Source organism: Exiguobacterium sp. SH0S2, assembly GCF_004337185.1.
Taxonomy (GTDB): domain Bacteria; phylum Bacillota; class Bacilli; order Exiguobacteriales; family Exiguobacteriaceae; genus Exiguobacterium; species Exiguobacterium aurantiacum_A.
Genome location: NZ_SJVB01000002.1, coordinates 471,216 through 495,722, shown reverse-complemented (window position 1 = coordinate 495,722; position 24,507 = coordinate 471,216). Strand labels below are relative to the sequence as shown.

Annotated in this window: 23 protein-coding genes; 19 read left to right on the top strand and 4 right to left on the bottom strand. The window is 51.0% G+C overall.

The window, feature by feature from the left end; all coding sequences use genetic code 11:
* Positions 1-201 precede the first annotated feature (201 nt).
* From EVJ21_RS07195 to EVJ21_RS07185, 3 genes are all read left to right on the top strand, one after another.
* Positions 202-1,575 carry a glycoside hydrolase family 191 protein gene (locus tag EVJ21_RS07195; protein WP_161568954.1) on the top strand — a complete coding sequence of 458 codons (1,374 nt, stop codon included), beginning with the start codon at positions 202-204 and terminating at the stop codon, positions 1,573-1,575.
* Between the two features lie 142 nt (positions 1,576-1,717).
* Complete coding sequence (upp, locus tag EVJ21_RS07190; protein WP_035386536.1) at positions 1,718-2,347, top strand: uracil phosphoribosyltransferase; 630 nt, start codon at positions 1,718-1,720, stop codon at positions 2,345-2,347.
* A gap of 149 nt (positions 2,348-2,496) precedes the next feature.
* On the top strand, positions 2,497-3,648 hold the full coding sequence (locus tag EVJ21_RS07185; RefSeq protein WP_236636572.1) for a diguanylate cyclase domain-containing protein: 1,152 nt from the start codon (positions 2,497-2,499) through the stop codon (positions 3,646-3,648).
* 91 nt (positions 3,649-3,739) lie between these two features.
* Here the strand turns inward: EVJ21_RS07185 and EVJ21_RS07180 are convergent, their stop codons facing one another.
* Together EVJ21_RS07180 and EVJ21_RS07175 are read right to left on the bottom strand one after the other, a co-directional pair.
* On the bottom strand, positions 3,740-5,326 hold the full coding sequence (locus EVJ21_RS07180) for an ABC transporter permease/substrate-binding protein (protein WP_131464590.1): 1,587 nt from the start codon (positions 5,324-5,326) through the stop codon (positions 3,740-3,742).
* Complete coding sequence (locus tag EVJ21_RS07175; RefSeq protein WP_070328182.1) at positions 5,323-6,447, bottom strand: ABC transporter ATP-binding protein; 1,125 nt, start codon at positions 6,445-6,447, stop codon at positions 5,323-5,325. The genes EVJ21_RS07180 and EVJ21_RS07175 overlap by 4 nt, the downstream gene beginning before the upstream one ends.
* 756 nt (positions 6,448-7,203) lie before the next feature.
* On the opposite strand from EVJ21_RS07175, the gene EVJ21_RS07170 reads away from it, so the two are divergent.
* From EVJ21_RS07170 to mreB, 14 genes are all read left to right on the top strand, one after another.
* On the top strand, positions 7,204-7,431 hold the full coding sequence (locus tag EVJ21_RS07170) for a hypothetical protein (RefSeq protein ID WP_071398354.1): 228 nt from the start codon (positions 7,204-7,206) through the stop codon (positions 7,429-7,431).
* Entirely contained in the window at positions 7,428-7,856 is a 429-nt protein-coding gene (locus EVJ21_RS07165) for an ATP synthase subunit I (RefSeq protein WP_070328179.1), read from the top strand. Before EVJ21_RS07170 ends, EVJ21_RS07165 begins: the two co-directional genes overlap by 4 nt.
* Positions 7,856-8,593 carry a F0F1 ATP synthase subunit A gene (gene atpB, locus EVJ21_RS07160; protein WP_016510243.1) on the top strand — a complete coding sequence of 246 codons (738 nt, stop codon included), beginning with the start codon at positions 7,856-7,858 and terminating at the stop codon, positions 8,591-8,593. The genes EVJ21_RS07165 and atpB overlap by 1 nt, the downstream gene beginning before the upstream one ends.
* Before the next feature lie 81 nt (positions 8,594-8,674).
* On the top strand, positions 8,675-8,887 hold the full coding sequence (atpE, locus tag EVJ21_RS07155) for a F0F1 ATP synthase subunit C (protein ID WP_035386543.1): 213 nt from the start codon (positions 8,675-8,677) through the stop codon (positions 8,885-8,887).
* 71 nt (positions 8,888-8,958) lie between these two features.
* Positions 8,959-9,486, top strand: coding sequence for a F0F1 ATP synthase subunit B (gene atpF / locus EVJ21_RS07150; RefSeq protein WP_016510248.1), 528 nt, complete (start codon positions 8,959-8,961; stop codon positions 9,484-9,486).
* Positions 9,486-10,019 (top strand): F0F1 ATP synthase subunit delta, encoded by a 534-nt coding sequence (locus tag EVJ21_RS07145; protein WP_131490236.1) that lies wholly within the window; start codon positions 9,486-9,488, stop codon positions 10,017-10,019. The genes atpF and EVJ21_RS07145 overlap by 1 nt, the downstream gene beginning before the upstream one ends.
* Before the next feature lie 18 nt (positions 10,020-10,037).
* The gene (atpA, locus tag EVJ21_RS07140) at positions 10,038-11,546 is read left to right on the top strand and encodes a F0F1 ATP synthase subunit alpha (protein WP_016510234.1); all 1,509 of its coding nucleotides are present in this window, start codon (positions 10,038-10,040) and stop codon (positions 11,544-11,546) included.
* Between the two features lie 36 nt (positions 11,547-11,582).
* Entirely contained in the window at positions 11,583-12,440 is an 858-nt protein-coding gene (gene atpG, locus EVJ21_RS07135) for an ATP synthase F1 subunit gamma (protein WP_071398353.1), read from the top strand.
* 34 nt (positions 12,441-12,474) lie between these two features.
* A complete protein-coding gene (gene atpD / locus EVJ21_RS07130) occupies positions 12,475-13,893 on the top strand; it encodes a F0F1 ATP synthase subunit beta (protein ID WP_131490235.1) in 1,419 nt (472 codons plus the stop codon).
* A 28-nt stretch (positions 13,894-13,921) separates the two neighbouring features.
* Positions 13,922-14,332 (top strand): F0F1 ATP synthase subunit epsilon, encoded by a 411-nt coding sequence (locus EVJ21_RS07125; protein ID WP_016510237.1) that lies wholly within the window; start codon positions 13,922-13,924, stop codon positions 14,330-14,332.
* A 187-nt stretch (positions 14,333-14,519) separates the two neighbouring features.
* Positions 14,520-15,710 (top strand): EAL and HDOD domain-containing protein, encoded by a 1,191-nt coding sequence (locus EVJ21_RS07120; RefSeq protein WP_070328174.1) that lies wholly within the window; start codon positions 14,520-14,522, stop codon positions 15,708-15,710.
* A 204-nt stretch (positions 15,711-15,914) separates the two neighbouring features.
* Positions 15,915-16,160 carry a DUF1146 family protein gene (locus EVJ21_RS07115; RefSeq protein WP_131459001.1) on the top strand — a complete coding sequence of 82 codons (246 nt, stop codon included), beginning with the start codon at positions 15,915-15,917 and terminating at the stop codon, positions 16,158-16,160.
* Positions 16,161-16,372: 212 nt separating this feature from the next.
* Positions 16,373-17,674 carry a UDP-N-acetylglucosamine 1-carboxyvinyltransferase gene (gene murA / locus EVJ21_RS07110; RefSeq protein WP_131490234.1) on the top strand — a complete coding sequence of 434 codons (1,302 nt, stop codon included), beginning with the start codon at positions 16,373-16,375 and terminating at the stop codon, positions 17,672-17,674.
* A 75-nt stretch (positions 17,675-17,749) separates the two neighbouring features.
* A complete protein-coding gene (gene mreB / locus EVJ21_RS07105; RefSeq protein WP_131464582.1) occupies positions 17,750-18,736 on the top strand; it encodes a rod shape-determining protein MreB in 987 nt (328 codons plus the stop codon).
* 161 nt (positions 18,737-18,897) lie between these two features.
* Here mreB and EVJ21_RS07100 read toward each other — a convergent pair whose 3' ends face one another.
* Together EVJ21_RS07100 and EVJ21_RS07095 are read right to left on the bottom strand one after the other, a co-directional pair.
* On the bottom strand, positions 18,898-19,662 hold the full coding sequence (locus tag EVJ21_RS07100) for a response regulator (RefSeq protein WP_131464579.1): 765 nt from the start codon (positions 19,660-19,662) through the stop codon (positions 18,898-18,900).
* A complete protein-coding gene (locus tag EVJ21_RS07095) occupies positions 19,643-21,451 on the bottom strand; it encodes a sensor histidine kinase (protein ID WP_131464576.1) in 1,809 nt (602 codons plus the stop codon). Before EVJ21_RS07095 ends, EVJ21_RS07100 begins: the two co-directional genes overlap by 20 nt.
* 189 nt (positions 21,452-21,640) lie before the next feature.
* Between EVJ21_RS07095 and EVJ21_RS07090 the strand changes: the two genes are divergently transcribed.
* Together EVJ21_RS07090 and EVJ21_RS07085 are read left to right on the top strand one after the other, a co-directional pair.
* On the top strand, positions 21,641-23,572 hold the full coding sequence (locus EVJ21_RS07090) for a sensor histidine kinase (protein ID WP_131490233.1): 1,932 nt from the start codon (positions 21,641-21,643) through the stop codon (positions 23,570-23,572).
* Between the two features lie 157 nt (positions 23,573-23,729).
* Positions 23,730-24,503 carry a flagellar hook-basal body protein gene (locus EVJ21_RS07085; protein ID WP_070328167.1) on the top strand — a complete coding sequence of 258 codons (774 nt, stop codon included), beginning with the start codon at positions 23,730-23,732 and terminating at the stop codon, positions 24,501-24,503.
* Positions 24,504-24,507 lie beyond the last annotated feature (4 nt).

Below are 24,507 nucleotides of genomic sequence, written 5' to 3'. Positions count from 1 at the left end.
AGCACTAACCTTCTCGTCATCAATTTATGAAGAAAAGGGGGAACGGAGAGACACATCTCAATTCAACCATCATTGTCCGTCACCAAGTTTTGTCAGTCATCAGGAGAGGAATAGGTATTGAAATTGAAAAAGATTATTATGTCTCTAACGGTAGTGTTGTTAATTGTTAGTCTGAACATGTCAAAAACGGGAGCGCAAACGATGAACCCACTCGACGGTGTGAAGAACTATCAAGTGTATTATGGTCATCCGACCGAAACGATCATCAAAGATATGCAAAACTATGATCTCGTCATCATCGAGCCGCTTCATTATACAAAAGCTCAAGTTGAACAGATCAAGTCACGCGGTACGAAAGTACTCGGTTATATTAGTGTCATGGAAGTCGCGACGTGGAACACCGGTCTCATGTCAAAACTTCAGTCAGGTGATTTCTTCACGCGTAACGGACAACGTGTCCACTACCCGGAATGGGATTCTTACTTGACGAACATCGCTTCACCGCACTTCCAAGGGCTCTTGCTCACGGAAATCCAAAACCAAGTCATCGCTAAAGGGATCGATGGCGTGTTCATGGATACGGTCGGCGATATCGACAACGAACATTTGAACAACCCGACCGTGCTCAAGCAGCAACGTGACGGTCTCGTCAACTTCTTGAAAGAAGCGCGTGCCCGTTACGGCAACATCGCTATGGTCCAAAACTGGGGCTTTGACACACTCGAAACGTCGACAGCACCTTACGTCGATGGCATCATGTGGGAGAGCTTCAACGCCGACACGATCAAAAGCGACGCCTGGTCACAAAACATGATCAAAAAACTTCAAGCAGTCGACACGAAACATTCGGTCAAAACGCTCACGATTTCGACGCGTCAAAGTGCGGAGAGCCACAAGCTTGCCGCTGACTCGAAGTTTATCCACTTCCACGAAGCAGACGCTTATGTGAACTGGAACGCAGGTCTTGTGACACGGACGAAAGATATGGCACCGACTCCGGCACCTGTCGTGGTAGCACCAACGACAGAGACGTCAACAGCAACAAAACCGGAAGCGACGAAGCCAGCGACGGAAACATCGACTGCACCAAAACCGGAAGCAACGAAGCCAGCGACGGAAACATCGACTGCACCAAAGCCGGAAGCGACGAAACCAGCGACGGAAACATCGACTGCACCAAAACCGGAAGCAACGAAGCCAGCGACGGAAACGTCAACAGCAACAAAGCCGGTAGCGACGAAACCGACGACGGAAACATCGACTGCGCCAAAACCGGTAGCAACAAAACCGGCGACAGAGACGTCGACTGCGTCAAAACCGACAACAGCGCCGACGAAGCCTACTGCATCGACGAGCACGACAACGAAGCCAGTCGAGCAAAAAGATTCGAAGCAAGCTGAGCCGAAGCAGAAAACAGAAAAAGAACTGAAAAAAGACAAAAAGAAAGCGAAGAAGCACGCGAAAAAACATGCTGCTAAGCATGCCAAGTTCGTGGAGCACGAAAAAGCCAAAGGCAACATGTGTGCAAAAGCCAAGCACAAGACAGCCGGCTTTTTAAACTTCTTCAAATTCTAATCTAGAAGGTAGATCAACCCCAAGGTGTCAAACTGGCCCTTGGGGTTTCGTCTGACCTCTTCAAAAACGGAAGTTGACCCTACCTTTCTACGAGAAGTTGGGGTACAATGCTCGAGAGAGATTTAGAGAGGAGTGAAGCAAAATGGGAAAAGTACACGTTTATGATCACCCATTGATTCAGCACAAGATGACGATTATGCGCAAAGTAGAGACGGGGACGAAGCAGTTCCGCGAACTCGTAGAAGAGGTTTCTTCACTCATGGCATATGAAATTACACGCGACCTTCCGCTTACTGATGTGGAGATTGAGACACCGGTCTCGGTATCGACACAAAAGATGATTGCCGGCAAGAAATTGGGAATCGTCCCAATTTTACGGGCAGGCCTCGGCATGGTGGATGGCTTCCTCAAAATGATGCCGAACGTCAAAGTCGGTCACATCGGTCTTTACCGTGACCCGGAGACGCTCGAGCCGCACGAATACTATCTCAAGTTGCCGACAGATATTACCGAGCGTGACTTCATCGTCGTCGACCCGATGCTTGCGACCGGCGGATCTGCAGCTGATGCGATCGCAGCCCTTAAAAAACACGGCGCGAAGTCGATCAAGCTTGCTTGTCTCTGCGCAGCGCCAGAAGGCGTCGAACGCGTTCAAGCCGAGCACCCAGACGTTGAAATCTATCTCGCCGCACTCGACGAGAAGTTGAACGAACATGGCTACATCGTGCCAGGACTCGGTGACGCAGGTGACCGTTTGTTCGGAACAAAATAAGCAAAACGAAAGGAGGCTCCAGTCGGATCCTCCTTTTTTGTGCACTCAATCTGTCAAAACCAATCCATAATAGTTGAGAAAACCGAAGCAACAACCGATAGTGAAGACAGAAGCGAATGTCATCTGTTGAAATGAGGAAGAGAACGACCATGAGGCCAAAACTGTCACTTTTGCAAGCCTATCTGTTGATTGCGTTATTAGCGCTGTTTTTGACGAGTCTATGGAGCTACAGCGCCTTCCAAAACATCGAACGGCAGAACGAGCGTATCGTCGAAGAGGCGATTCCGATCGCGAACGCGGCGTCTGAACTGTTCGCGCTCCTGCTCGATCAAGAGTTATCGGTCCGTGGCTATACATATAATCAAGATATGTTGTCGCTCCGACAATATAATGAGACGAAGTATGCTCTTGCTGAGACGATCCAAGTCATCCACGAGCTTGACCATCGTCATCCGATTATGCAGGAAATCATTCAAGGAGAGGCGCTTCCGCTCATCAATGAGATGGAGATGTTTTATGAGTCACAGCTTGCCCTCGTCGATGCGGGCAAAATTGTGGAAGCGAATGCGCGGCGCTATAGTGGGATTGATTACATCAATCAATTTCGAGACGTTGACGCCGACATCCGGGAGGACATCGACAAAATCATTCAAGAGGCGTCACAGCGAAGTGTCAGTGCCTCGAATTCGGCGACGTGGGTGATCGTCATCGTCGTCGCGATCGCCATCCTCTTGTTGCTCGCATTCGTGCACACGTTCCGGCTCGAGCGCAGCAAGCAGGCGCTGATCCATCGGTCGCTTCATGACGCTTTGACCGGCGTTTGGAATCGCCGTGCCTTCGATGAAAAGCTCGAGCGACTTTGGGATGAGACGGAAGAAACAAGTACGGATGTCGCGCTCCTCCTGCTCGACATCGATGCGTTCAAACTGTATAACGATACGTACGGTCATTTGGCGGGGGACGCCTGTCTCGAACGGGTCGCACACGCCGTTTATAAAGCGGTCGGGGAAGATGGCATGGTCGCCCGCTATGGCGGCGAGGAGTTCGCGGTGTTACTTCGGCCGCACCATGCCCGTCAGTCAAAAGAAGTCGCTGAACGGATTCGCCAAGCGGTTCTTAAGCTGAACATTTTGCATGAAGCGTATCAGCCGCTCCGCAAAGTGAGCGTCAGCATCGGTGTCGCAGAACACATCCCCGGACTAGACGTCGAGAAGTCTGATTTGATCGAAGCGGCTGACCGAGCGCTCTATCAGGCGAAGCAAAGCGGACGCAACCGCGTTTCGATGGGGAAAGCGATGTAGGTCGTTCGATTCGAGGCGCCGAAAACGACCAACGTGGTCAACAAACGGACAGACAAAATCCCGCCCTTTTCAAGGGGCGGGATTTCTGTCTTTATTCTTCGATCAAACCTTCAGAGACGAGGAAGTCGTGAGCCACTTTCTCGGGACGTTGTTTTTCGACGTCGGCGAGGTAGTTCAACTCTTGCATGATTTCGTCCGTGATTTTGCCGTTGAGCAAGTTCAACACGTCTGCGAGCTCAGGATGCTCGGTGAGCGTCTCTTCATTGACGATCGGGACGGCGTAGTAAGGCGGGAAGAACTGTTGATCGTCTTCGAGGACGACGAGTTCGAACCGCTTCAATAGGCCATCGGTTGAGAAACCATCGATTGCCTGGCTCTCGCCGTTCATGAGCGCCGTGTAACGAAGGCCGCCATCGACCGGTTTCACGTCTGCGAAGTTGAACGGATACACTTCTTTCAAGCCGAGATAGCCGTCTTCCCGGTTCGAGAATTCGATTGTCGGGCCGAAGACGAGCTCATCACTCACCGCGGCAAGGTCAGAGACGGTCTTCAAGTTATACTTGTCGGCGTCTTCTTGTTTGACGGCGATGGCGAACGTATTGTTAAATCCAATCGGATCGAGTGTCCGGATATCGAACCGCTCTTGCATTTGCGACCGGACTTGTTCGTAGACAGCGTCCGGGTCGTTATCGACTTCTTGCTTCAAGACGTCGACGAAGAGTGTGCCTGTGTACTCGACATAGGCATCGATTTCACCGGTCCGGAGTGCGCTGAACGCGACTTGCGTACCGCCGAGGTTAAGTTGACGCTTCACCTCGAGGTCGGTCTTGTCTTCGATCAAATCGGCAACCATGTTCCCGAGGATCGCTTGCTCCGTATAGTTTTTCGAACCGATGACGATCGTATCGTCTTCACGGGTAAAGGCGTAGATCGAACCGGCGAGGAGCAAGGCGAACGCTGTCGCGATCACGATGAGCGGTTTCGCCACTTTTCTAGCGGGACGGTGTTTTTTCTTCTTCATCCGTCCGTCAGCGAGGACGATCCCGTTCGGAGCGACTTTATACTCGATACGGCTGACGATGAAGTCGATCAAGAGTGCGAGTAGACCGGCCGGAATCGCACCTGCTAAAATCTGGTTGTTGTCGACTGTCTGGATACCGGCGAAGACGAGGTAACCGAGACCACCTGCTCCGACGAACGCTGAAATCGTCATGAGACCGACAGCTGTGACGGCTGATATGCGAATCCCGGCCATGATGATCGGCAAGGCGAGCGGCAATTGGATCTTGCTTAAAATTTGGCGATCGGTGAGGCCGATCCCTTTAGCGGATTCGAGCGTGTCACCTGGAATGCTCGACAGACCCGTGTACGTGTTCTTCACGATCGGAAGCAGTGAATACAGGACGACCATGATGATGGCCGGTGTCGAACCGATTCCGATGAACGGGATGAGGAAACCGAGCAAGGCAAGACTTGGCACAGCCTGAACGACGCTCGTCAGACCGAGGATCGGTTTGGCGAGGCGTGGCATCCGGAGAATCAAAATACCGAGCGGGACACCGATCAGTACTGCGAGCGAGACGGCGAAGACGGTCAGTTGCAAGTGTTCAAGCAAGAGCGTACCGATTTGGTCGGTGTTGCCCGCGACGTAATTGAAAAAAGATTGAATCGTATTCATATTGTTTCCTCCTCTTGCATGAATTGCTCACTGAGGACGGAAAGCAAACTGCTGCGTGTGATGAGTCCGTTAAGGATAGGTCCGGTCACGACCGGCAGATAGCCTTGGTCGCTCGTGTTCATGACGTCTAAAATATCGAGGAGCGAGTCCTCGCTCGAGACGAAAGCGTAGTTCACGTTCATGACTTCCTCGAGTCGTCTCGTCTTATCTTGGATCCCGTGGACGTCTTTCAATTTGATGAGTCCTTGAAGGACGCGATCGCGGTCCGTGATCAGGAGACTGTCGACTTTGCGTGAACGCATGATTTCAATCGCTTGCAACACCGTGCGTTTGCCGCTGATCGAGACAGGGTCCGTGATCATGATATCTTTCGCTTTAATGTATTCAGGGCTGTTCCAAATTCGATTTTTACCGATGAACGCTTCGACGTACTCGTCCTGCGGGTTACGGAGAATCTGTTCCGGTGTATCGAACTGAACGATTTCCCCGTCACGCATGATACAAATACGATCAGCCAGCTTGATCGCCTCATCCATATCGTGGGTGACGAATACAATCGTTTTCTTGACTTCCTCTTGCAGGTTGAACAGTTCTTCTTGGAGGTCGTTCCGTGTCACAGGATCAAGGGCGCTGAACGGCTCGTCCATCAAGATGACTTCCGGGTCGTTCATGAGGGCGCGGGCGAAGCCGATGCGCTGCTGTTGACCGCCGCTCAGTTCACTCGGATAGCGATCGATGAATTGATCCGGATCGAGGCCGACCATGCGGAGCAAGTGCTCGGTCCGGGCGTCCATATCCTGTTCGGCGTGTCCTTCGAGACCGGCGATCAATTGGATATTCTCGCGGATCGTCATATGAGGGAAGAGGCCGGTCTGTTGAATGACGTAACCCATTTGGCGTCTCAGTTCGATCGGGTCCATCTTGCGTGTGTCTTGACCGTTGACGATGATCGTCCCGGACGTCGGTTCGATCAAACGGTTGATCATTTTAAGCGACGTCGTCTTACCGCAGCCGGATGGGCCGATAAAGACGACGAGTTCGCCTTTGTTAATCGTCAAGTTCATTTCCTTCAGTACAGTCGTACTTTTGAAGGTCTTCTCTACATTTTTAAACTCAATCATTGACTCAACTCTTTTCAAAAATTATTTTCACATAACCTTATTTGCCCGTTGTCGAAGGATTGTAAACATTATTTTCGGAAAAAGTGTTTAACAGGTTGTAAAAGGGGGGATTATTACTTGCTGTTTAAACAGTGCGAAGAGCCGCTCATGGCAAGAGAGACGCGATTATCAGTTTTGAAGTCACAAAATAGACACAAATATAGATGACGCTTACATCTTAATTGCAGACTTCCGACAAAGGTTGGCATCGGTTCCGGCTTGATGGCGTTGGGTTTTCAGCCGATTCATGCTTAGAAATGATGATGTGAGATTCGTCACTACAAATTTGTCAGAATCGCTCGACACGGCAAAAAGATAATCGGTATACTGATACAGGATAATGAAAACGATTTCAATGCGAAATCAGCGTCCGTTTTAAAACCTTTTGTGAACGTGGGGAGGTTTACGTTGTATTTTCCAATACGCGGATGTATAACTGAACTATTCCTCATCTGATTCGGTTTGTGAAATATTATAAAGTCAACATTTTTATTTCACCGTTTCTTCACACTTCTTTAAAATTTAGTGATTTTAATTTAGTTTGTGAAGTGCGTAAAAGCCTTGATACGACTTGGTTTAAAGCGCTTTTATAATTGTGAAATCAATTGACTTCTTATGCTATTTCCATTACTCTGAACTTGTGTGACTTTTGATGGTCACGCGAGTGTGAATCGAAGAAGATGAAGTGCTGGCTGCCAGTTAGAAAGGGGGACTAGGATGACGAAAAAAGACAATCGTTACCTATCCTACGCCTCGCTCGCCTCACAAATCTCGACCGCGCTCGCCGGACCGATCGTCATCGGTTATCTCGTCGGCCAATATGGGGCGAGACGTGAATTTTGGGGCACGTTTGGTTGGAATGTGTCGGTGTTTCTCGGAATGTTTATCGGGATCACCGCGCTCGTACTCACCCTTCGAAGTTTAATGACAGGAGAGGACGAATGAAGCTAGAACAAACGGAACTACAACAAGTGCAAGCAGACAGAAAAGCACAACAAGAGTTGATGAAACGCTATACGAAGTGGTTTGTCGGATGGTTCGCCATTCTCCTCGTCGGAGCGCTCATCGTCCCTGTGTACAAACCGGTATTTCTCGGCTTGTTCCTGGGTGGGGTCGCCAGTCTGATCATTCTACATATGCAGAATCGCAGCGTCATTCGGATGTTTGACGTGATCGAACATGGGCGACGCCCGAAATCGCACGGGACTGTTTCAAGAATGGCAGTCGGTGCGTTAGCCGTGATAGTCGGTCTCTTCTATGAGGATCGAGTATCGCTGATTGCGGTGGTAACTGGTCTAATCGCCGGCCACATCATACAATTTGGCGAGTTCACACTTGCCCAGCTCAGCAGGAAAAGAGGTGAATACTAATGGGTCATGAGTTTCCCACATATTCTCTACAACTTGGAGACTATACGTTATATGGGAGCTGGACGAACGTCATTACGGTGCTAATCGCATCACTGCTCGTCTTTGCGTTCGCCGTTTGGGGAACACGACGCTTGGCCATGAAGCCGACAGGTAAGCAGAACTTGATGGAATTCTTCGCGGAATTCGTACGCGGGATCATCTCGAGTGCGATGGATTGGAAGACAGGAGGCCGCTTTATCGGGTTTGGGATGACGTTGATTTTGTTCATTCTGATTTCGAACTTGATGGGTCTGCCGTTCAACGTCATTTCCGGTCACTATCTATGGTTCAACTCACCGACGGCCGATCCTTACGTCACATTGGCGTTGTCGACACTCGTCGTTGCAATGTCACACTATTACGGCGTGAAGCTACACGGTTTCAAGCACTATTCGGCGGAATTCGTGAAGCCGGTCTGGTTCTTATTGCCGATCAAGCTTATCGAGGAGTTCGCGAACACCTTGACGCTCGGTCTGCGTCTTTACGGTAACATCTTTGCCGGTGAAATCATGATTACCATCATCTTGGGACTCGCAATTACCGCACAAGGGGCACTTAACCCGCTTGGTGCTGTGTTCGCAATCCTGCCGATGATTTTATGGCAAGGTTTCTCAATCTTTATCGGGGTTATCCAATCCTACATTTTCCTGACGCTTGCAATGGTGTACATCGGGCATAAAGCTTCAGCCGAGCATTGATTCGGATAAGCTGGCCTCGCCAAAGCGTTGAACAAAAAAACTATTTACTTACTTTTAGGAGGAACATACACAATGGAACAAATGAATCTTCTCGCAACAGCAATCGTTATCGGTCTCGGAGCACTCGCGGCTGGTATCGGTAACGGTCTCATCGTATACGGAACAGTACAAGGACAAGCACGTCAGCCAGAACTTAAAAACGAACTTCGTCAAACGATGTTCATCGGTATCGGTTTGGTTGAGGCCCTCCCGATCATCGGTGTGGCTGTCGGTTTCCTTCTCCTCAACTCTTGATTACGAGTTAACGAGAACAACAAACGAGGGAGCAAGCCTCCCTCACTTATTTAGTCAAGAGGAGGGTATGCATGGATACGATGATGATTGCAGCTGGTGCTGGTGGCGAAGGCCTCCGCATCCTGGATATGATCTTTACACTTTTCACATTCCTCGTACTCTTGGCCCTGTTGAAGAAATTTGCTTGGGGACCACTCCTTGGAATGATGAGACAGCGTGAAGAGTATGTAGCGAACGAAATCGAGCTTGCTGAAAAGAGCCGCAAAGACGCGGAGACATATGTCGTCGAACAACGTGACGCTTTAAGCGCCGCACGTACAGAATCAAAAGAGATGCTTGACTCAAGCCGTCGTCAAGCTGAAGCCGAACAAGCACGCTTGGTGGAGCAGGCGCGTTTGGAAGCCGAAAAAATCAAGATCGAGGCTGGAAAAGCGATCGAGCGTGAGCGCGAGCTCGCGAAACAGTCGCTTCAAACCGAAGTCGTCACACAGGCGCTCTCGGCAGCACGCCACGTCCTTCAGTCAGACCTTAAAGGCGACGAAGTGAAACAACGTGCCCTCGTCACAGACTTCCTGTCTAAAGCGAAAGGCGCTAACTGATGAACATATCGTTAGCAAAACGCTATGCCAAAGCGCTCTTCGACTTAGCGCGGGAGCAAGGCACGCTCGACCAAGTCGAAGCGGAAGTGCGTCTGCTCGATGAAGTGCTCCACGCGACGCCTGAACTGACGGATCTCTTAACGAATCCTGCAGTCAGCGACAGCGAGCTTGTACAGCTTTTAACACACAGCTTTGGTGATATGACAGATATCGTGCTTAACACACTTCTCGTCATGGTCGAGAACGACCGTGCGAGCGAAGTTCGCGGGCTGCCGCGTTATGTCTTAGATTACATCAACGACTTCCGCGGCATCGCTGAAGGGTTCGTCACAAGTGCTTACCCGTTGTCGGCAGCAGAGTTGAAAGAAGTCGAACTCGTCTTCGGTCAGAAGATGAACAAGACGCTTCAATTGAAGAACGTCGTCGATGAACAGGTTATCGGTGGACTTCGTGTCCAGATCGGTTACACGACGTATGATGACACAATCGAAACTAAACTAACACGCCTTGAGCGTGAATTGTTGAATGCGTAAGAAATAGGGGTGAATTCAATGACGATCAAAGCTGAAGAAATCAGCGCCCTGCTAAAAGAGCGAATCGCTTCGTACGGTTCTGAAATCGAAGTTAGTGAGACAGGTACAGTCATTCAAGTAGGTGACGGTATCGCTCGTGCATTCGGACTCGATAACGTTATGGCAGGAGAACTCGTAGAGTTCTCAAACGGCATAATGGGCTTGGCGCAAAACTTAGAAGAAGGCAACGTCGGGATTATCATCCTCGGCGACTACAAAGGTATCAAAGAAGGCGACTCGGTTAAACGTACGGGCCGCATCATGGAAGTACCAGTCGGTGATGCGCTCCTCGGACGCGTCGTCAACCCGCTCGGACAACCAATCGACGGTCTTGGACCGATCGTGACGGACACATACAACCCGATTGAACGTAAAGCTTACGGCGTTATGGCCCGTAAGTCAGTTCACGAACCGCTCCAAACTGGGATCAAGGCGATTGACGCCCTCGTACCAATCGGTCGCGGTCAGCGTGAGCTCATCATCGGTGACCGTCAAACTGGTAAGACATCGGTCGCAATCGATGCGATCATCAACCAAAAAGAAGAAAACATGGTTTGTATCTACGTCGCAATCGGTCAGAAAGAATCAACTGTCCGTGGCGTAGTTGAGACGCTCCGTAAAAATGGTGCCCTCGATTACACAATCATCGTTTCGGCTTCGGCTTCACAGCCTGCCCCGCTTCTTTACCTCGCGCCGTTTGCAGGGGTATCGATGGGTGAGTACTTCATGGACCGCGGACAACACGTCCTCGTCGTGTATGATGATCTCTCGAAACAAGCGGCAGCTTATCGTGAGCTCTCGCTTCTTCTCCGTCGTCCTCCAGGCCGCGAAGCCTACCCAGGTGACGTCTTCTACCTCCACTCACGCCTTCTTGAGCGTGCGGCGAAGTTGAACGACGAACTCGGTGGCGGCTCGCTGACAGCTCTTCCGTTCATCGAGACACAAGCGTCGGATATCTCGGCTTACATCCCGACGAACGTTATCTCGATCACAGACGGTCAAATCTTCCTTCAGTCAGACCTCTTCTTCTCAGGGGTACGTCCCGCGATCAACGCCGGTCTCTCGGTATCGCGTGTAGGTGGTGCGGCTCAAGTGAAAGCGATGAAGAAAGTTGCCGGTACGCTCCGTCTTGACCTCGCGTCATACCGTGAGCTCGAGGCGTTCGCCCAGTTCGGGTCAGACCTCGATAAAGCGACACAAGCGAAGTTGAACCGTGGACAACGGACGGTTGAAGTCTTGAAGCAAGAATTGAACGCACCGCTCTCGGTCGACAAGCAAGTGTTCATCATCTACGCTCTCACGAAAGGTCATCTCGATGACGTCCCAGTCGAAGACATCCGTCGTTTCGAAAAAGACATGAACGCATGGCTCGACCAAAACCGTGCGGACCTTTGCCGTGAAATCCGTCAAACAGGAAACCTTCCTGCTGACGAGGCGATGGTCGATGCAATTGCGGAATTCAAAAAGACATTCTCGCCATCGGTTTAATCCGGTGACGAGCGTCTATTAAGGTGGTGAATCGAAATGGCATCATTACGTGAGATCCAGATGCGGATCACCTCGACCCAAAGCACGAAGCAAATCACGAAAGCGATGAACATGGTGTCGGCCTCGAAGTTGAACCGCGCTCAAGGGAGCAACGCCAACTTCAAGCCGTACATGACCAAGTTGCAAGAAGTCATCTCGTCGATTGCCGGCGGTACTTCAGGCGCAACACACCCGATGCTTCAAGTCCGTCCCGTCAAACGGACCGGCTACATCGTCATCACGTCGGACCGCGGACTTGCTGGTGGATACAACGCCAGCGTCCTTCGCGACGTGTACCGCGAGTTGAAAGCCAAACACGATTCGACAGACGAGTACCGTCTGTACGTGATCGGGAAGGTCGGCGTTCAGTTCTTCAAGACACGTAACATTCCGGTGTACAGTGCGATGACAGGACTTAACGACCAGCCAACATTCGTTGAAGTCGCGGAGATCGTCAAACAGACGGTCGGCGCGTTCAGTGAAGGCGAGATCGATGAATTGAAGCTCTGCTTCAACTCGTTCATCTCTGTCATCAGCCAAGAAGTGAAGATGGATCGATTGCTTCCGCTTGGGAATATCGAACAGACCGCATCTAATGTGATGTATGAATACGAACCAGAAGAAGAAACGATCTTAGCAGCGCTCCTCCCGCGATACGCGGAAGGGCTCATCTATGGCGCGCTTCTCGATGCGAAAGTATCGGAGCACGCGGCTCGGATGACGGCGATGGCGAACGCGACAGACAATGCGGATGATCTCATCCGCGGACTCAAGCTCAAGTTCAACCGCGCGCGCCAAGCGGCGATCACACAAGAAATCACAGAGATTGTCGGAGGTGCGGCTGCGCTTGAATAAGCGCACGCCCTCTAGATTGTAGGAGGCTAACACGATGAACGAATACGGCATAAAAGGCCGCGTAGTCGCAGTCATGGGCCCAGTTATCGACGTTAAGTTCGAGAACCACTTACCGAACATCTATAACGCCCTCAAAGTCACGTACGTGGCAGAGACGGCGCAAGATGTCAGTGTCGACTTGACGCTCGAGGTGGCGATTCACCTTGGGGATGACACGGTCCGTACGATTGCGATGGACTCAACGGACGGCGTTCGCCGCGGCATGGAAGTACTTGACTTAGGTTCACCGATTTCAGTACCAGTCGGAGAAGAGACGCTCGGTCGTGTCTTCAACGTACTCGGTAACCCAATCGACGATAAAGAAGTTTCACCGACTGTACGTCGGGCACCGATTCACCGTCTCGCACCTACGTTTGATGAATTGTCGACAAATGTTGAGATCTTGGAAACAGGGATCAAAGTCGTCGACCTTCTCGCACCGTACATCAAAGGTGGTAAAATCGGCCTCTTCGGTGGTGCCGGTGTAGGTAAAACTGTTCTCATCCAGGAACTCATCAACAACATCGCGCAAGAGCACAGCGGGATTTCTGTATTCGCAGGAGTCGGCGAGCGTACGCGTGAAGGAAATGACTTGTTCCACGAGATGACGGAATCAGGCGTTATCAAGCAGACGGCGATGGTATTCGGTCAGATGAACGAGCCGCCGGGCGCGCGTCTACGCGTTGCCTTGACGGGTCTCACGATGGCAGAATACTTCCGCGATGATCAAGGACAAGACGTTCTTCTCTTCGTCGATAACATCTTCCGTTTCACACAGGCAGGTTCTGAAGTATCGGCCCTTCTCGGTCGGATGCCATCTGCCGTAGGTTACCAGCCGACACTCGCGACGGAAATGGGTATGCTTCAAGAGCGGATCACGTCGACAGCTAAAGGATCGGTCACATCGATCCAAGCGGTTTACGTACCAGCCGATGACTATACTGACCCGGCTCCAGCGACAACGTTCGCCCACCTTGATGCAACGACCAACCTTGAGCGTCGTCTCTCGGAGATGGGGATCTACCCAGCCGTTGACCCGCTCGCATCGACTTCACGTGCCCTCTCGCCTGACATCGTCGGACCTGAGCACTATGAAATCGCGCGTAACGTCCAGCAGACGCTTCAGCGTTACAAAGAGCTTCAAGATATCATCGCGATCCTCGGTATGGACGAGTTGTCTGAAGACGATAAGCTCACGGTTCACCGTGCCCGTCGGATTCAGTTCTTCTTGTCACAAAACTTCCACGTGGCTGAGCAGTTCACTGGCCAACAAGGTTCGTACGTACCAGTTAAAGAGACAGTCCGTGGCTTTAAAGAGATCCTCGATGGTAAACACGATGATCTCCCAGAAGACGCATTCCGTCTCGTTGGTCCAATCGAAGACGTCATCGAAAAAGCGAAGACGTTGGTCTAAGACCTACACGGAAGGGGGAAACTAGACGATGAATACTCTTCACGTCAACGTCGTCACCCCGGATGGTGCAGCTTACGAGGGCGAGGCACGAATGGTCGTCGCCAAATCGGTGACAGGTGAACTCGGTATCTTGCCGAAACACATCCCGATGGTGACGCCACTCGACGTCTCGGTCCTTAAACTGCGCCACGAAGATGGTGGACGCACGCTGATCGCACTCAGCGGCGGTTTCATGGAAGTTCGTCCCGATATGGTGACGATCTTAGCTGAAACGGCCGAAATGGCGGATAAGATCGACTACGACCGCGCCTCTGCGGCGAAATTCCGCGCCGAACGTCGCCTTCAAGATTCGAAGATTTCGGATACTGAATTCCGACGTGCGGAGTTAGCGCTCAAGAAAGCGGTCAACCGCTTGAGCATTCGCGATATTAAAGAATGATGAGCATCCTCTCTCACTTTTAGTGGGAGAGGATTTTTTGTTCCTCCATTTTGAATCAGACGTTTGAACCAGCTTCCTTCATTATATGTAGGTGGAAAGAACCATGTTTTTTTGTGTCCAAATAGTGGAATGCAGGAACGGGTCGTCCGATAGTATAGGTGGGAACTATCAAAAAGGAGATAGATGGATGAAAGTTTACGTTGCGCGTCAACCGATCTTTGACCAAAAACTACGTGTCTGCGGCTACGAACTGTTGTATCGCCGCAGCGAGAAAAATATGTTCGAACACGTCGACGATGCGCTTGCGACCGCCGACGTGATCCATAACGCCTACCTCGTCTTTAATTTTCGGGAATTGACCGAAGGGACGCGGGCGTTCATCAACTTTCCACAGAACTTGATCGAAGGGGAAGTGCCTTCATTATTGCCGCGGCAATCTCTCGTCATCGAAGTGCTTGAACACGTCGAACCGACCGAGAAAGTACTTGCCGCCCTGCGATCACTTCGGCGGAAAGGTTATACGATCGCCTTAGACGATTTCGTCTTCGAAGAGAAATACCGCCCGTTGATCGGGCTTGCGGATATTATTAAAATCGATTATCAGGCGACACCGGTCGATCAACAGAAACGCTTGATCGATGCGCTCGGACACCGGATCGAATTTCTTGCGGAAAAGATAGAGACGAAGCTTGAATATGATATCGCGAAAGAGCTTGGCTATAAAATGTTCCAAGGTTATTTCTTCAGTCGTCCGACAGTCATTCATGGGGCGGAAGTCCATCCGCTCCGTAATACGCTCGTCGAGGTGCTGAAAGAGCTTGATAAACCAGAACCGAACTTCCGCCGCATCGCCGGGCAAATTGAACGAAGTGTCGATCTGTCCTACAAGATGCTCCGGTCGGTGAACACGGTCTATCAAAAGGGCCGTACGACGATTCAATCGATCGAACAAGCCGTTGCCCGCATCGGACTTGACGAGATGCGGCGCTGGTCGTATTTGATGTTGCTTCGGGAGATGCAGACGTCTGAATCGAAAGAATTGATCAAGCAAAGCGTTATCCGTGGGAAGATGATGGAGTTGATTGCCGATGAGACAATTCCGGGGGTAGCTCCGTTTGATGCGTTCATCACCGGGATTTTCTCTTCACTCGACGTCATTTTGGACGAGACGATGCAAACGCTGATCGCCGAGCTCCCAGTCGAACCGGTTGTCAAAGAGGCACTTCTCGGTAAGCCGAACAAGTTGCATGAACTGCTCGAATCGGTGAAGGCATATGAGCAGTTAACTGTGCCAGTCGACGAGACGGCTCTAGATTGGTCTCGTTACTATATCGAAGCGATCCGCTGGGCGCTCGCACAGGACGAAAAAAAGGAATAATGTTTGAAAATTTGGTGGGACGTCAATTACTGTAGTAAAGGCTATGCGCCGATGACGTCCCTTTTATATGCGGTTTATTTAAAGAGAGTGAGCTGATAGGATGAGACGATTCGATTGATCATCATCATGCTAAGTCTTTTTTTCTCTGTCGCAACGTGCTATGATTAAAAATGGTACAAAATTTCGAAAAGAGGGGAATCGAGGATGTTAAACACCGTCTTATCGCTCGTCATCTATGTCGTAGCGATCTACGTCGCTTGGTGGGCACTCATGCCAGTTAAGTGGGAGAGCGTGCTCAACCAAGTGAGAAGTCCGCAAGCCGCTGTCTTGCGTGTCCTCGTGGCCGTCGTCTTCGGTTCTCTGATCGCCCAGTTCTTTTTGGAGTATATCCGATTGGCTCAGGCGCTCGTACCATTACAGTCGATTTTCCAAATCATTAACAAACTGTAATCCTGTTGTAACGACTCCTATATGTATATCATGTAGGATAAACTCGTCTGACATGACGACCAATCATCAGGACAGATTATGATTTTATTTTTATTTTTTTCTGATGAGGCGTCACGTTAAAAAAACATCATAGTAATCGACATAACCACATCCGGAAACGGATATCGACGCATAAAATAAAAAAACAACGAAGCTGGAGGACAAAGAGAGATATGAAGGATTTGATTGTAGTCCGTGGAGGACGTAAATTGTCAGGTATTGTGCGTGTTGAAGGAGCTAAAAACGCCGTACTGAAAACATTAGTTGCCACTCTTTTAGCAGGCGAAGGAAAATCGGTACTTCAAAACGTGCCACGTCTTGCTGATGTTTACACGATTAATAAAGTGCTTCGCCATCTCGGTGCAGAGGTCGCGTTCGATGAAGCAAACAACAAAGTCACTGTCGATGCCTCGGGCACAATCAAAGACGAGGCACCGCTTGAGTACGTTCGCAAAATGCGTGCCTCGATCCTTGTCATGGGTCCTCTCCTTGCTCGTCTTGGCCATGCGCGTGTCGCAATGCCAGGCGGATGTTCGATTGGATCACGTCCGATCGATCTCCATTTAAAAGGATTTGAAGCAATGGGCGCGAAGACAGTGATCGGCAACGGTTTCGTCGAAGCATCAGTTGAAGGTCGCTTGAAAGGTGCGAAGATCTATCTTGACTTCCCATCGGTCGGTGCGACAGAAAACATCATGATGGCGGCGGTTCTCGCTGAAGGAACGACTGTTATCGAGAACGTTGCGAAAGAACCGGAAATCGTCGACCTCGCGAACTTCTTGAACGGTATGGGCGCTCACGTCCGCGGTGCTGGAACGGAAACGATCCGCATCGAAGGCGTAGACAAGTTGCATGGTGCTGAGCATTCGATCATCCCGGACCGTATCGAAGCCGGCACGTTCCTCGTCGCTGCTGCGATCACAGCTAGCGATATTGAAGTCATCGGAGCTGAGCGCGAACATCTACGTCCACTTATCTCGAAGATGGAAGAGATGGGCGTCAAGTTCGAAGAGACGACGGAAGGTATGCGTGTCATTGGACCAGAAGTATTGAAACCAATCGACTTGAAGACGATGCCACACCCTGGCTTCCCGACAGATATGCAAGCGCAAATGATGGCCCTCGTTTTAAAAGCGGGTGGCACGTCAGTTATTACGGAGACTGTGTTTGAAAACCGCTTCATGCATGTCGAAGAATTCCGTCGCATGAACGCGGATATTAAGATTGAAGGTCGTTCAGCAATCATTAAAGGTGGCGTCCGCCTCCAAGGTGCCGAAGTCGTTTCGACAGACCTTCGTGCCGGGGCAGCGCTCGTCCTCGCAGGACTCATCGCCGACGAGGAGACTCGTGTCGGTGACTTATACCATATCGACCGCGGATACGTCGATTTCCACAAGAAACTTAAAGCACTCGGTGCCGACATCGAGCGAATTGAAGGAACTGTCGAAATCGCTGAAGAACTGGTCAACAACTAATTAATAGACTCATAGGAGCGAGGAGATTCTTCTCGCTCTTTTCAATGAAGTAACGAACGGAGGAACCTACACACCATGTTTTCAAAAGATATCGGGATTGATTTAGGAACAGCAAACGTCGTCATCCACGTGAAAGGCCGAGGCATCGTCCTCGACGAGCCTTCAGTCGTGGCCATCAAGCGTTCGACAGGGAAAGTACTCGCCGTTGGTTCGGAAGCGTATCAGATGGTCGGGCGTACGCCTGGCGACATCGTTGCCATCCGTCCACTCCGTGACGGGGTCATCGCCGACTTCGCGACGACAGAAGCGATGCTTCGCCACTTCGTCGAGAAGATTCAAGTCCGTGGCTTCTTCGGTGGCATCCGGATGCTGATCTGTACACCGGCCAACGTGACACCGGTCGAGGCGAAAGCCATTCGTGAGGCCGCTGAGAAAGCTGGCGCCAAAGAAGTCTTCCTCGCCGTGGAACCAAAAGCAGCGGCCGTCGGCTCGGGCATGGACATCTGGAAGCCAGCTGGACATATGATCGTCGATATCGGGGGCGGGACGACCGACGTCGCCATCCTCTCGATGGGCGACATCGTCTGCGGTGAAACGATCAAGATTGCCGGAGACCGGTTCGATACGGACATTCTCCGTGCCATCAAAGACAAGCACAAGCTCATCATCGGTGAGCGTACGGCCGAACAGATCAAAAAAGAGATCGCGACCGTATTCCCGGGTGGGCGCAACGAGACGATGGATATCCGAGGCCGAGACATGGTGCGTGGGCTTCCGCGTACAGTAACGATCACGTCAGAAGAACTCCGTGAAGCGATGGCTGAGTCGGCGAACGAGATCGTCGAAGCGACGAAGCGCGTCCTCGAGCAGACGCCGCCAGAACTCGCGGCCGACATCATCGACCGCGGCATCATCATGACAGGTGGTGGATCGCTCCTTCACGGCATCGACCAGCTCGTTGCTGAACGAGTCGGTTTGCCAGTCATGATCGCCGACGAGCCGACGCTTAGCGTCGCGCACGGTACAGGCATCATGCTTGAGAACTTAGATCGATTGAAATAAGAGGAAAACTCGGTACACGGCGTCTACGCTTCCTAGAGAAGACGGGACGCCTGGACCGAGTTTTTTTGTTCGTCCTTTTGTTGACTAGCCTTACACTAGTTTTTTGCTCCCCTAAACATCGGACGATAAAAAAACTTCTTCCCCGAGCGGGAAGAAGTTTTTTAGTGCCACTTGTAATCTTTGTCGACGAACAGGCGCGTGTTTGCTTCCGTCTGACCGGTATTCAACCAGTCGTGGTAGTCACACGAACAAACGTCGTCTAAGTGAAGCGAATAACCGTTGTTGATCGTTTGGACCGTGATGCTCAAGTCATGATCGGCGAGCGTCTTCTTTAAGCGATAGATGAGGTTGTAGACGTTATGGAGTGCCCGTTGCGGATCATCGATATCGGGATAGAGCGTCTCGGCGATGAGCCATTTATTGACGACCTTGTCACGATGATAGATCAAGTAGGCGAACAGCTCTTCGGTCTTTTGGGTCGGCCATTTGACGAGGTCGCCGTCTTGCGTCTTGACGGAGAAATTGTCGAAACATTGGATCGTACACGTCTGATGATGCTTGGACTGAAGCGATTCTGTATACCGTTTCGAGACGCGCGGGACGAGGTCGTGAATCATTTCTTCGGTAATCGGTTTGAGCAGATAGTGGGTCGCCTGTAACCCGAACGCCTCGACCGCATATTGGCTGTGTGCCGTTGTAAAAACGACTTGTGTCGTCTCAGGGAGGCGCTTAGCGAGGTCAAGTCCGTTCATCTTTGGCATTTCGACGTCAAGAAAGACGAGATCGACTTCTTGCGTCGTTAAAAATTCGAGTGCCTGGACGGGGTCGTGGAACGAGCCCATCCATTTCAAATTCGGCTCTGCTTGGATGAATCGTTCCATCATCCTCAAAATATGGGGCTCGTCTTCAATTAGGATTGTCCGCATGTGTTACTGTCATCCTCTCTCGTTTCGGAAGCCGAATGTGCACGTTCGTGCCGACCCCGTGTTCAGAATTCAATTTAAACGTGGCGTCAGGAAGGTAACCGATTCGGCTTTTGACGTTCGGGATACCGATACCGCTCACTTCGTGAAGCACTGCCTTCGGGTCAAAGCCGACCCCGTTATCCGAGATGCGAATATCAATCATATCGCCGGCGTCTTGGACGGATAACAGGAGCCGTTTGACGCCGTCTTGTTTCATCAACCCATGTTGGACCGCGTTCTCAACAAGCGGTTGGATCAAGAGTGGAGGGATGAGAGCGTCGAGAACGGTCTCGTCAATCTCTTTGATGATGGTGAAGGCGCCGTCGAACCGCGTCTGCTCGATCATCAAATAAGAATCGATCACCCCGAGTTCTTGGCGGAGTGAAATATCTGTCTCCGTGCGTCCGTTCTCGAAGATGAAGCGGACGTACGTGCTCAAATGGCTAAGAAGTCGTGCGGCTTCGTTCGGTGCGGTGTAGCAGAGTGCGATCACGTTCCCGAACGTATTGTACAAGAAATGCGGCTTGATTTGAGAGTTGAAGAATGAGATCTCGCTTTGTGTGGCGAACGTTTGCACTTCTCGCTTTTGCTTTTTGTCGGTCGATAAATGAACCGGCAGCAACATGAACATGAGTAAAAAGTAGATGAGCGACAGGACGTTCGAATACAACACTTGGTTCGGATGCGTGATGAACACGTAGATGAGTTGGCCGATATAGCCGATGACCAACGCGAGCGTAAAGATTAGAAATTCAAACGGATACCTATCGTCTTTTCGTTCGAATAGCCAATGGATATTGAGTCCTGTCCAAAACAAGGCGATTACGAGTACATAAACCCAGGCAACATAATCAAACGTCGCGTGTACACTGTACGGAATGATGAGTGCGATCAAGCTGAACGCGTAAAGTGGGTAAGATGCGATGGAGAGGAAACGGCTGAACGGGACTTGCTCGAGCCGGAGTGCGAATCCGATCAGCATGGTCAAGCTAAGGAGTCCTGTGATCATACTGAACTTATGGGCAACGACGTAGGTCATGGCCGGGATGAATTCGAATATGATCATTTGATCACGTGTCAACAGCGACAAGCCGATCAAGAAGAAGAAGGCGGCACCATATAGATAGAGTGACTCTTTCCGGTGGAACATAAAGACGATCGCATAGAATGAAAAAATTAAAAGTGAAATCAAAATAATAATAAAGTCGTAGGTGAAAAATTTATTTTGGAGGGCCATGATACTGCTCGTCGGACCGATGAGCAGACTGTCTTGGATGCCGGTTGTGCGTTCATCCGATCTGGTCACTTGCATCGTCAAGCGAAAATCGGGCGTGTGCGTATCGAGTAAGACGAGATAGGCATGCCGTGAATCGGGTGTCGACGAATAGACGGGAGATACCGCTTCACCATCGATTGCGAGACGGATATGCGGGTGGTTTCTCGGGACGCGTAACGCGTACTGGCCAGGCGGGAGAGAGACGTCCACTTCGTACGTCGCCACTTGATGTGGGGTCACGTACGGGACGTTGCGATACGTCTGACGGTCGACTTGGTCGAGCAGGCTCGATTGAAAACGCCAAGTCCCGTCAAGACGTACGATTGTGTCAGTCACTTCGGAAGCGCTCAAGTCGGCAGTTCCTTGGATGACGGTAGCTGTACTGTCAATCGATTGCCCGCGTGTGAACGTGAGCCCACCTGTCAATGCCAGGAGGAGAATCAACAGCGTCAGCCCGATATATTTAGGGGTCATCAGCATGTTCCCTTCGCTATTTGTGAGTTTCTTGTGAGAAGTCATTGCTATACTGTTACTAGGTCAGGAAAAAAACTACATTTTTTAGAATAATAGTGTCTAACATCTAATTATAATACACGAATCTAGCTTATGTGAATAGCGAACGTAAATAAATAAAATATAACTGATACGGAAAGAAGGCCATGTATGAAACACTGGATCGAACAACGGATTAGCCGGCAAGTCCTAACGGTGTTCTACGTTCTCATCGTTTTAATTTCCGTTCCCTCGCTCGGGACTTATTTTTATACGCAACAGGCGATCGATGAGACGATGGTTGAACTCGAGCGGATCAGTGAACAACGGGCGCGTGCGACCGACTTGTTCGAGACGTGGCAATCGATGCAGTATGAGATGCGCGGGCACGTCCTGCTCGGTGAGGCGTCACTGCTAGATGAAGTACGAGCGGCACAAGGCCGGATCGACGAACAGACGACGTGGTTCGAACAAAGCGCCGCGAGCGCAGAAGAAGTGACGTTCGCGACTGAAGCCCGTCTCCTTTTCACAATCTATACGTCCCGGGTCATGCCCGGACTCGAGCGTTACGTGATTGCCAAGGCGAACGGAGAAGTCGATGAGCCGTTCTTGCAGATGGCGACCATTGGCCAACTCATGCCGCAAAACGCGAGCTCGGACCAGACACGATTCAAATTGAAGCCGACTAACGCGGCCGATATGAGCGCGAGCATCGTCGACATGGAATCGATATTCACCGATTATCGGTCCGAACTTGACTTCCAAGAAACGGGACTGCGTGAGTCGTTATCTGAACAGCTCGCCAAAGCCCAATGGAGTTGGCTCATCATCTTACTCGGCGCCCTGTTTACGCTCTTTATCAGTCTGCAACCGTATATCGTCCGGTTGACGAACCAGCTCCAGGCACTCATCACGAACAGCGAACGGTTGGCGGTCGATCCGCACGCATTGCTCGTCCCGGTCGATCCGCTTCAAAATGAGGTGGGGCAGCTTTCAAGATCGTTCAATGCGATGTCGAGCTCGCTCATCCAACAGCATGATGAATTGGAGCGGGAACGAGAGAAGACGGCACGAATCGTTCATACGATGCGAGACGCGATCGTATTTGTTAAGACGGACACAGGGCAAAGGTATGCCAATGCGGCGTTGTTTGATCTGTACGAACAACCAATCCCATTTGATGATCGCCAAAGTCTCTATCCGATTGAAGAGTTTTACCGACCATTCATGGATCAAATCGACGATCAGGAAGGTCTCAACCGGTTCACAAATCGAGCGAAGCACGAAGGGATATTCGATGAGACGTTTACGTACTCTATGCAAGGGGGAACACGTATCATACGGATGTACGCCGAACCAATCGAACTGCAGGACGAACGTGTTGGTGTTATCTTTGTGTTGCGCGACGTCACGAAAGAGATTGAGGTCGATCGGTTGAAAACTGAATTGGTCGCGACCGTATCTCACGAACTGCGGACGCCTTTGACATCCATCCTCGGCTTCACGGAGCTCCTCGAGCACCGTCACGTCGATGAACTGAAACGCAAGCGTTACCTAGGGATGATCAGCAGCGAGACGAGACGGCTCGAACGGCTCGTCAGCGATCTGCTTGACGTTCAAAAGATGGAAGCGGGAAAAATCCAGCAAGCCTTTAAAGTCGAAAGTTTGTTCGATCTCCTATCGGACGTCCTTGAGGTTCATGCGGGGTCGACCGAGCTGCATGCGTTCCATTTCGAGTGTGACGAGGAAATACGCGTCTCAGGGGACCCAGCCCAACTACGCCAAGTGTTCTCGAACATCTTGAACAACGCCATCAAATATTCACCCGACGGCGGGAATATTGCCGTCAACGTATCGTGTGAAGGGGACGTCATCCGCGTCGCCATCGAAGACGAGGGCATCGGGGTGACGGCAGAAGACGCCGAGCGACTATTCGAAAAGTTTTATCGCGTACAGAATGAACAGAGCCGCAACATTGGAGGCACCGGCCTTGGGCTCGCCATCTGTAAAGAAATCATCGAATCACACGGCGGAACGATTTCAGTCCGTTCTAAACCAGAACAAGGGACGACGATCATCGTCGAATTGCCGATTGTTGAATGATTGCATAGACAAAGCCCACTTCAGTCAAACTGAAGTGGGCTTTGTCTCGTATTGACGACTAAGAAGTTTTTATGCATTTTTTCGAAAAAGGGTGAATGATTCCTTCCTTTGGTACGATATAAGAAGTAGAAACTTTAAGGATGAAGGGAAGACGAACATGTTACGTGGACTTTATACGGCGGCGGGTGCGATGAACGCGCTTCAGCGGCAACAAGAGATATTGAGCAACAACCTTGGAAACGTTCGGACTCCGGGCTTCAAGGCATCAAACGGTGTCGTCCGGTCGTTCCCTGAACTATTGCTCGCCGAGGTGAGCCATCCTGGTAACGACCGTTCGCGCGTCCAAGGCGAGGTCGGCACGCTCTCGACCGGCGTGTATTTGCAGGAAACGATGCCACGCTTCTCTGCTGGCAGCGTCACGGCGACGGATAGCCCGACCGACGTATATTTGAAAGTTCCGGCTGACTTTACAGGCGCTGCCATGTTCGCGGTCGAACAGAACGGGGAGGCGCTCTATACGACGAACGGCCGCTTCTCGGTCGACGATGAGCGGTTCCTCCGCTCGGCAGATGGTGGGTACATCTTGTCTGATACGGGTGAACGCATCCAGTTGCCGTCTAGTGACTTCGAATTGTCAGGCGACGGTCAAATCACGTCGCTCGGTCAGGACGTAGCGACGCTCGGGGCGGTTCAAATCGATGATTTAGCCACGCTCGAACAAGTCGGGAACGACTATCGCGTCAACGGGGGAGCAAATCCCGCTGCGAACGTCCAGTTCCAACAAGGCTATATCGAAGAAGCAAACGTTGACCTCGACCGGACGATGGCTGACCTCATGGTGACGTACCGTCAGTTCGAGGCAAACCAAAAAGTCGTCCAGGCGTATGACAAGAGTGCCGAGCGGGCCATCGAAATCGCTCGGATTCGATAAGGAG

Coding starts and splice junctions, on each gene's coding strand:
- atpF (WP_016510248.1), top strand. CDS start 8,959: ATGGATACGATGATGATTGCAGCTGGTGCTGGTGGCGAAGGCCTCCGC.
- atpD (WP_131490235.1), top strand. CDS start 12,475: ATGAACGAATACGGCATAAAAGGCCGCGTAGTCGCAGTCATGGGCCCA.
- atpB (WP_016510243.1), top strand. CDS start 7,856: ATGGGTCATGAGTTTCCCACATATTCTCTACAACTTGGAGACTATACG.
- upp (WP_035386536.1), top strand. CDS start 1,718: ATGGGAAAAGTACACGTTTATGATCACCCATTGATTCAGCACAAGATG.
- atpE (WP_035386543.1), top strand. CDS start 8,675: ATGAATCTTCTCGCAACAGCAATCGTTATCGGTCTCGGAGCACTCGCG.
- EVJ21_RS07125 (WP_016510237.1), top strand. CDS start 13,922: ATGAATACTCTTCACGTCAACGTCGTCACCCCGGATGGTGCAGCTTAC.
- EVJ21_RS07195 (WP_161568954.1), top strand. CDS start 202: ATGAACCCACTCGACGGTGTGAAGAACTATCAAGTGTATTATGGTCAT.
- atpA (WP_016510234.1), top strand. CDS start 10,038: ATGACGATCAAAGCTGAAGAAATCAGCGCCCTGCTAAAAGAGCGAATC.
- EVJ21_RS07100 (WP_131464579.1), bottom strand. CDS start 19,662: ATGCGGACAATCCTAATTGAAGACGAGCCCCATATTTTGAGGATGATG.
- EVJ21_RS07085 (WP_070328167.1), top strand. CDS start 23,730: ATGTTACGTGGACTTTATACGGCGGCGGGTGCGATGAACGCGCTTCAG.
- EVJ21_RS07165 (WP_070328179.1), top strand. CDS start 7,428: ATGAAGCTAGAACAAACGGAACTACAACAAGTGCAAGCAGACAGAAAA.
- EVJ21_RS07115 (WP_131459001.1), top strand. CDS start 15,915: ATGTTAAACACCGTCTTATCGCTCGTCATCTATGTCGTAGCGATCTAC.
- mreB (WP_131464582.1), top strand. CDS start 17,750: ATGTTTTCAAAAGATATCGGGATTGATTTAGGAACAGCAAACGTCGTC.
- EVJ21_RS07185 (WP_236636572.1), top strand. CDS start 2,497: ATGAGGCCAAAACTGTCACTTTTGCAAGCCTATCTGTTGATTGCGTTA.
- EVJ21_RS07175 (WP_070328182.1), bottom strand. CDS start 6,447: ATGATTGAGTTTAAAAATGTAGAGAAGACCTTCAAAAGTACGACTGTA.
- EVJ21_RS07145 (WP_131490236.1), top strand. CDS start 9,486: ATGAACATATCGTTAGCAAAACGCTATGCCAAAGCGCTCTTCGACTTA.
- atpG (WP_071398353.1), top strand. CDS start 11,583: ATGGCATCATTACGTGAGATCCAGATGCGGATCACCTCGACCCAAAGC.
- EVJ21_RS07180 (WP_131464590.1), bottom strand. CDS start 5,326: ATGAATACGATTCAATCTTTTTTCAATTACGTCGCGGGCAACACCGAC.
- EVJ21_RS07120 (WP_070328174.1), top strand. CDS start 14,520: ATGAAAGTTTACGTTGCGCGTCAACCGATCTTTGACCAAAAACTACGT.
- EVJ21_RS07095 (WP_131464576.1), bottom strand. CDS start 21,451: ATGACCCCTAAATATATCGGGCTGACGCTGTTGATTCTCCTCCTGGCA.
- murA (WP_131490234.1), top strand. CDS start 16,373: ATGAAGGATTTGATTGTAGTCCGTGGAGGACGTAAATTGTCAGGTATT.
- EVJ21_RS07090 (WP_131490233.1), top strand. CDS start 21,641: ATGAAACACTGGATCGAACAACGGATTAGCCGGCAAGTCCTAACGGTG.
- EVJ21_RS07170 (WP_071398354.1), top strand. CDS start 7,204: ATGACGAAAAAAGACAATCGTTACCTATCCTACGCCTCGCTCGCCTCA.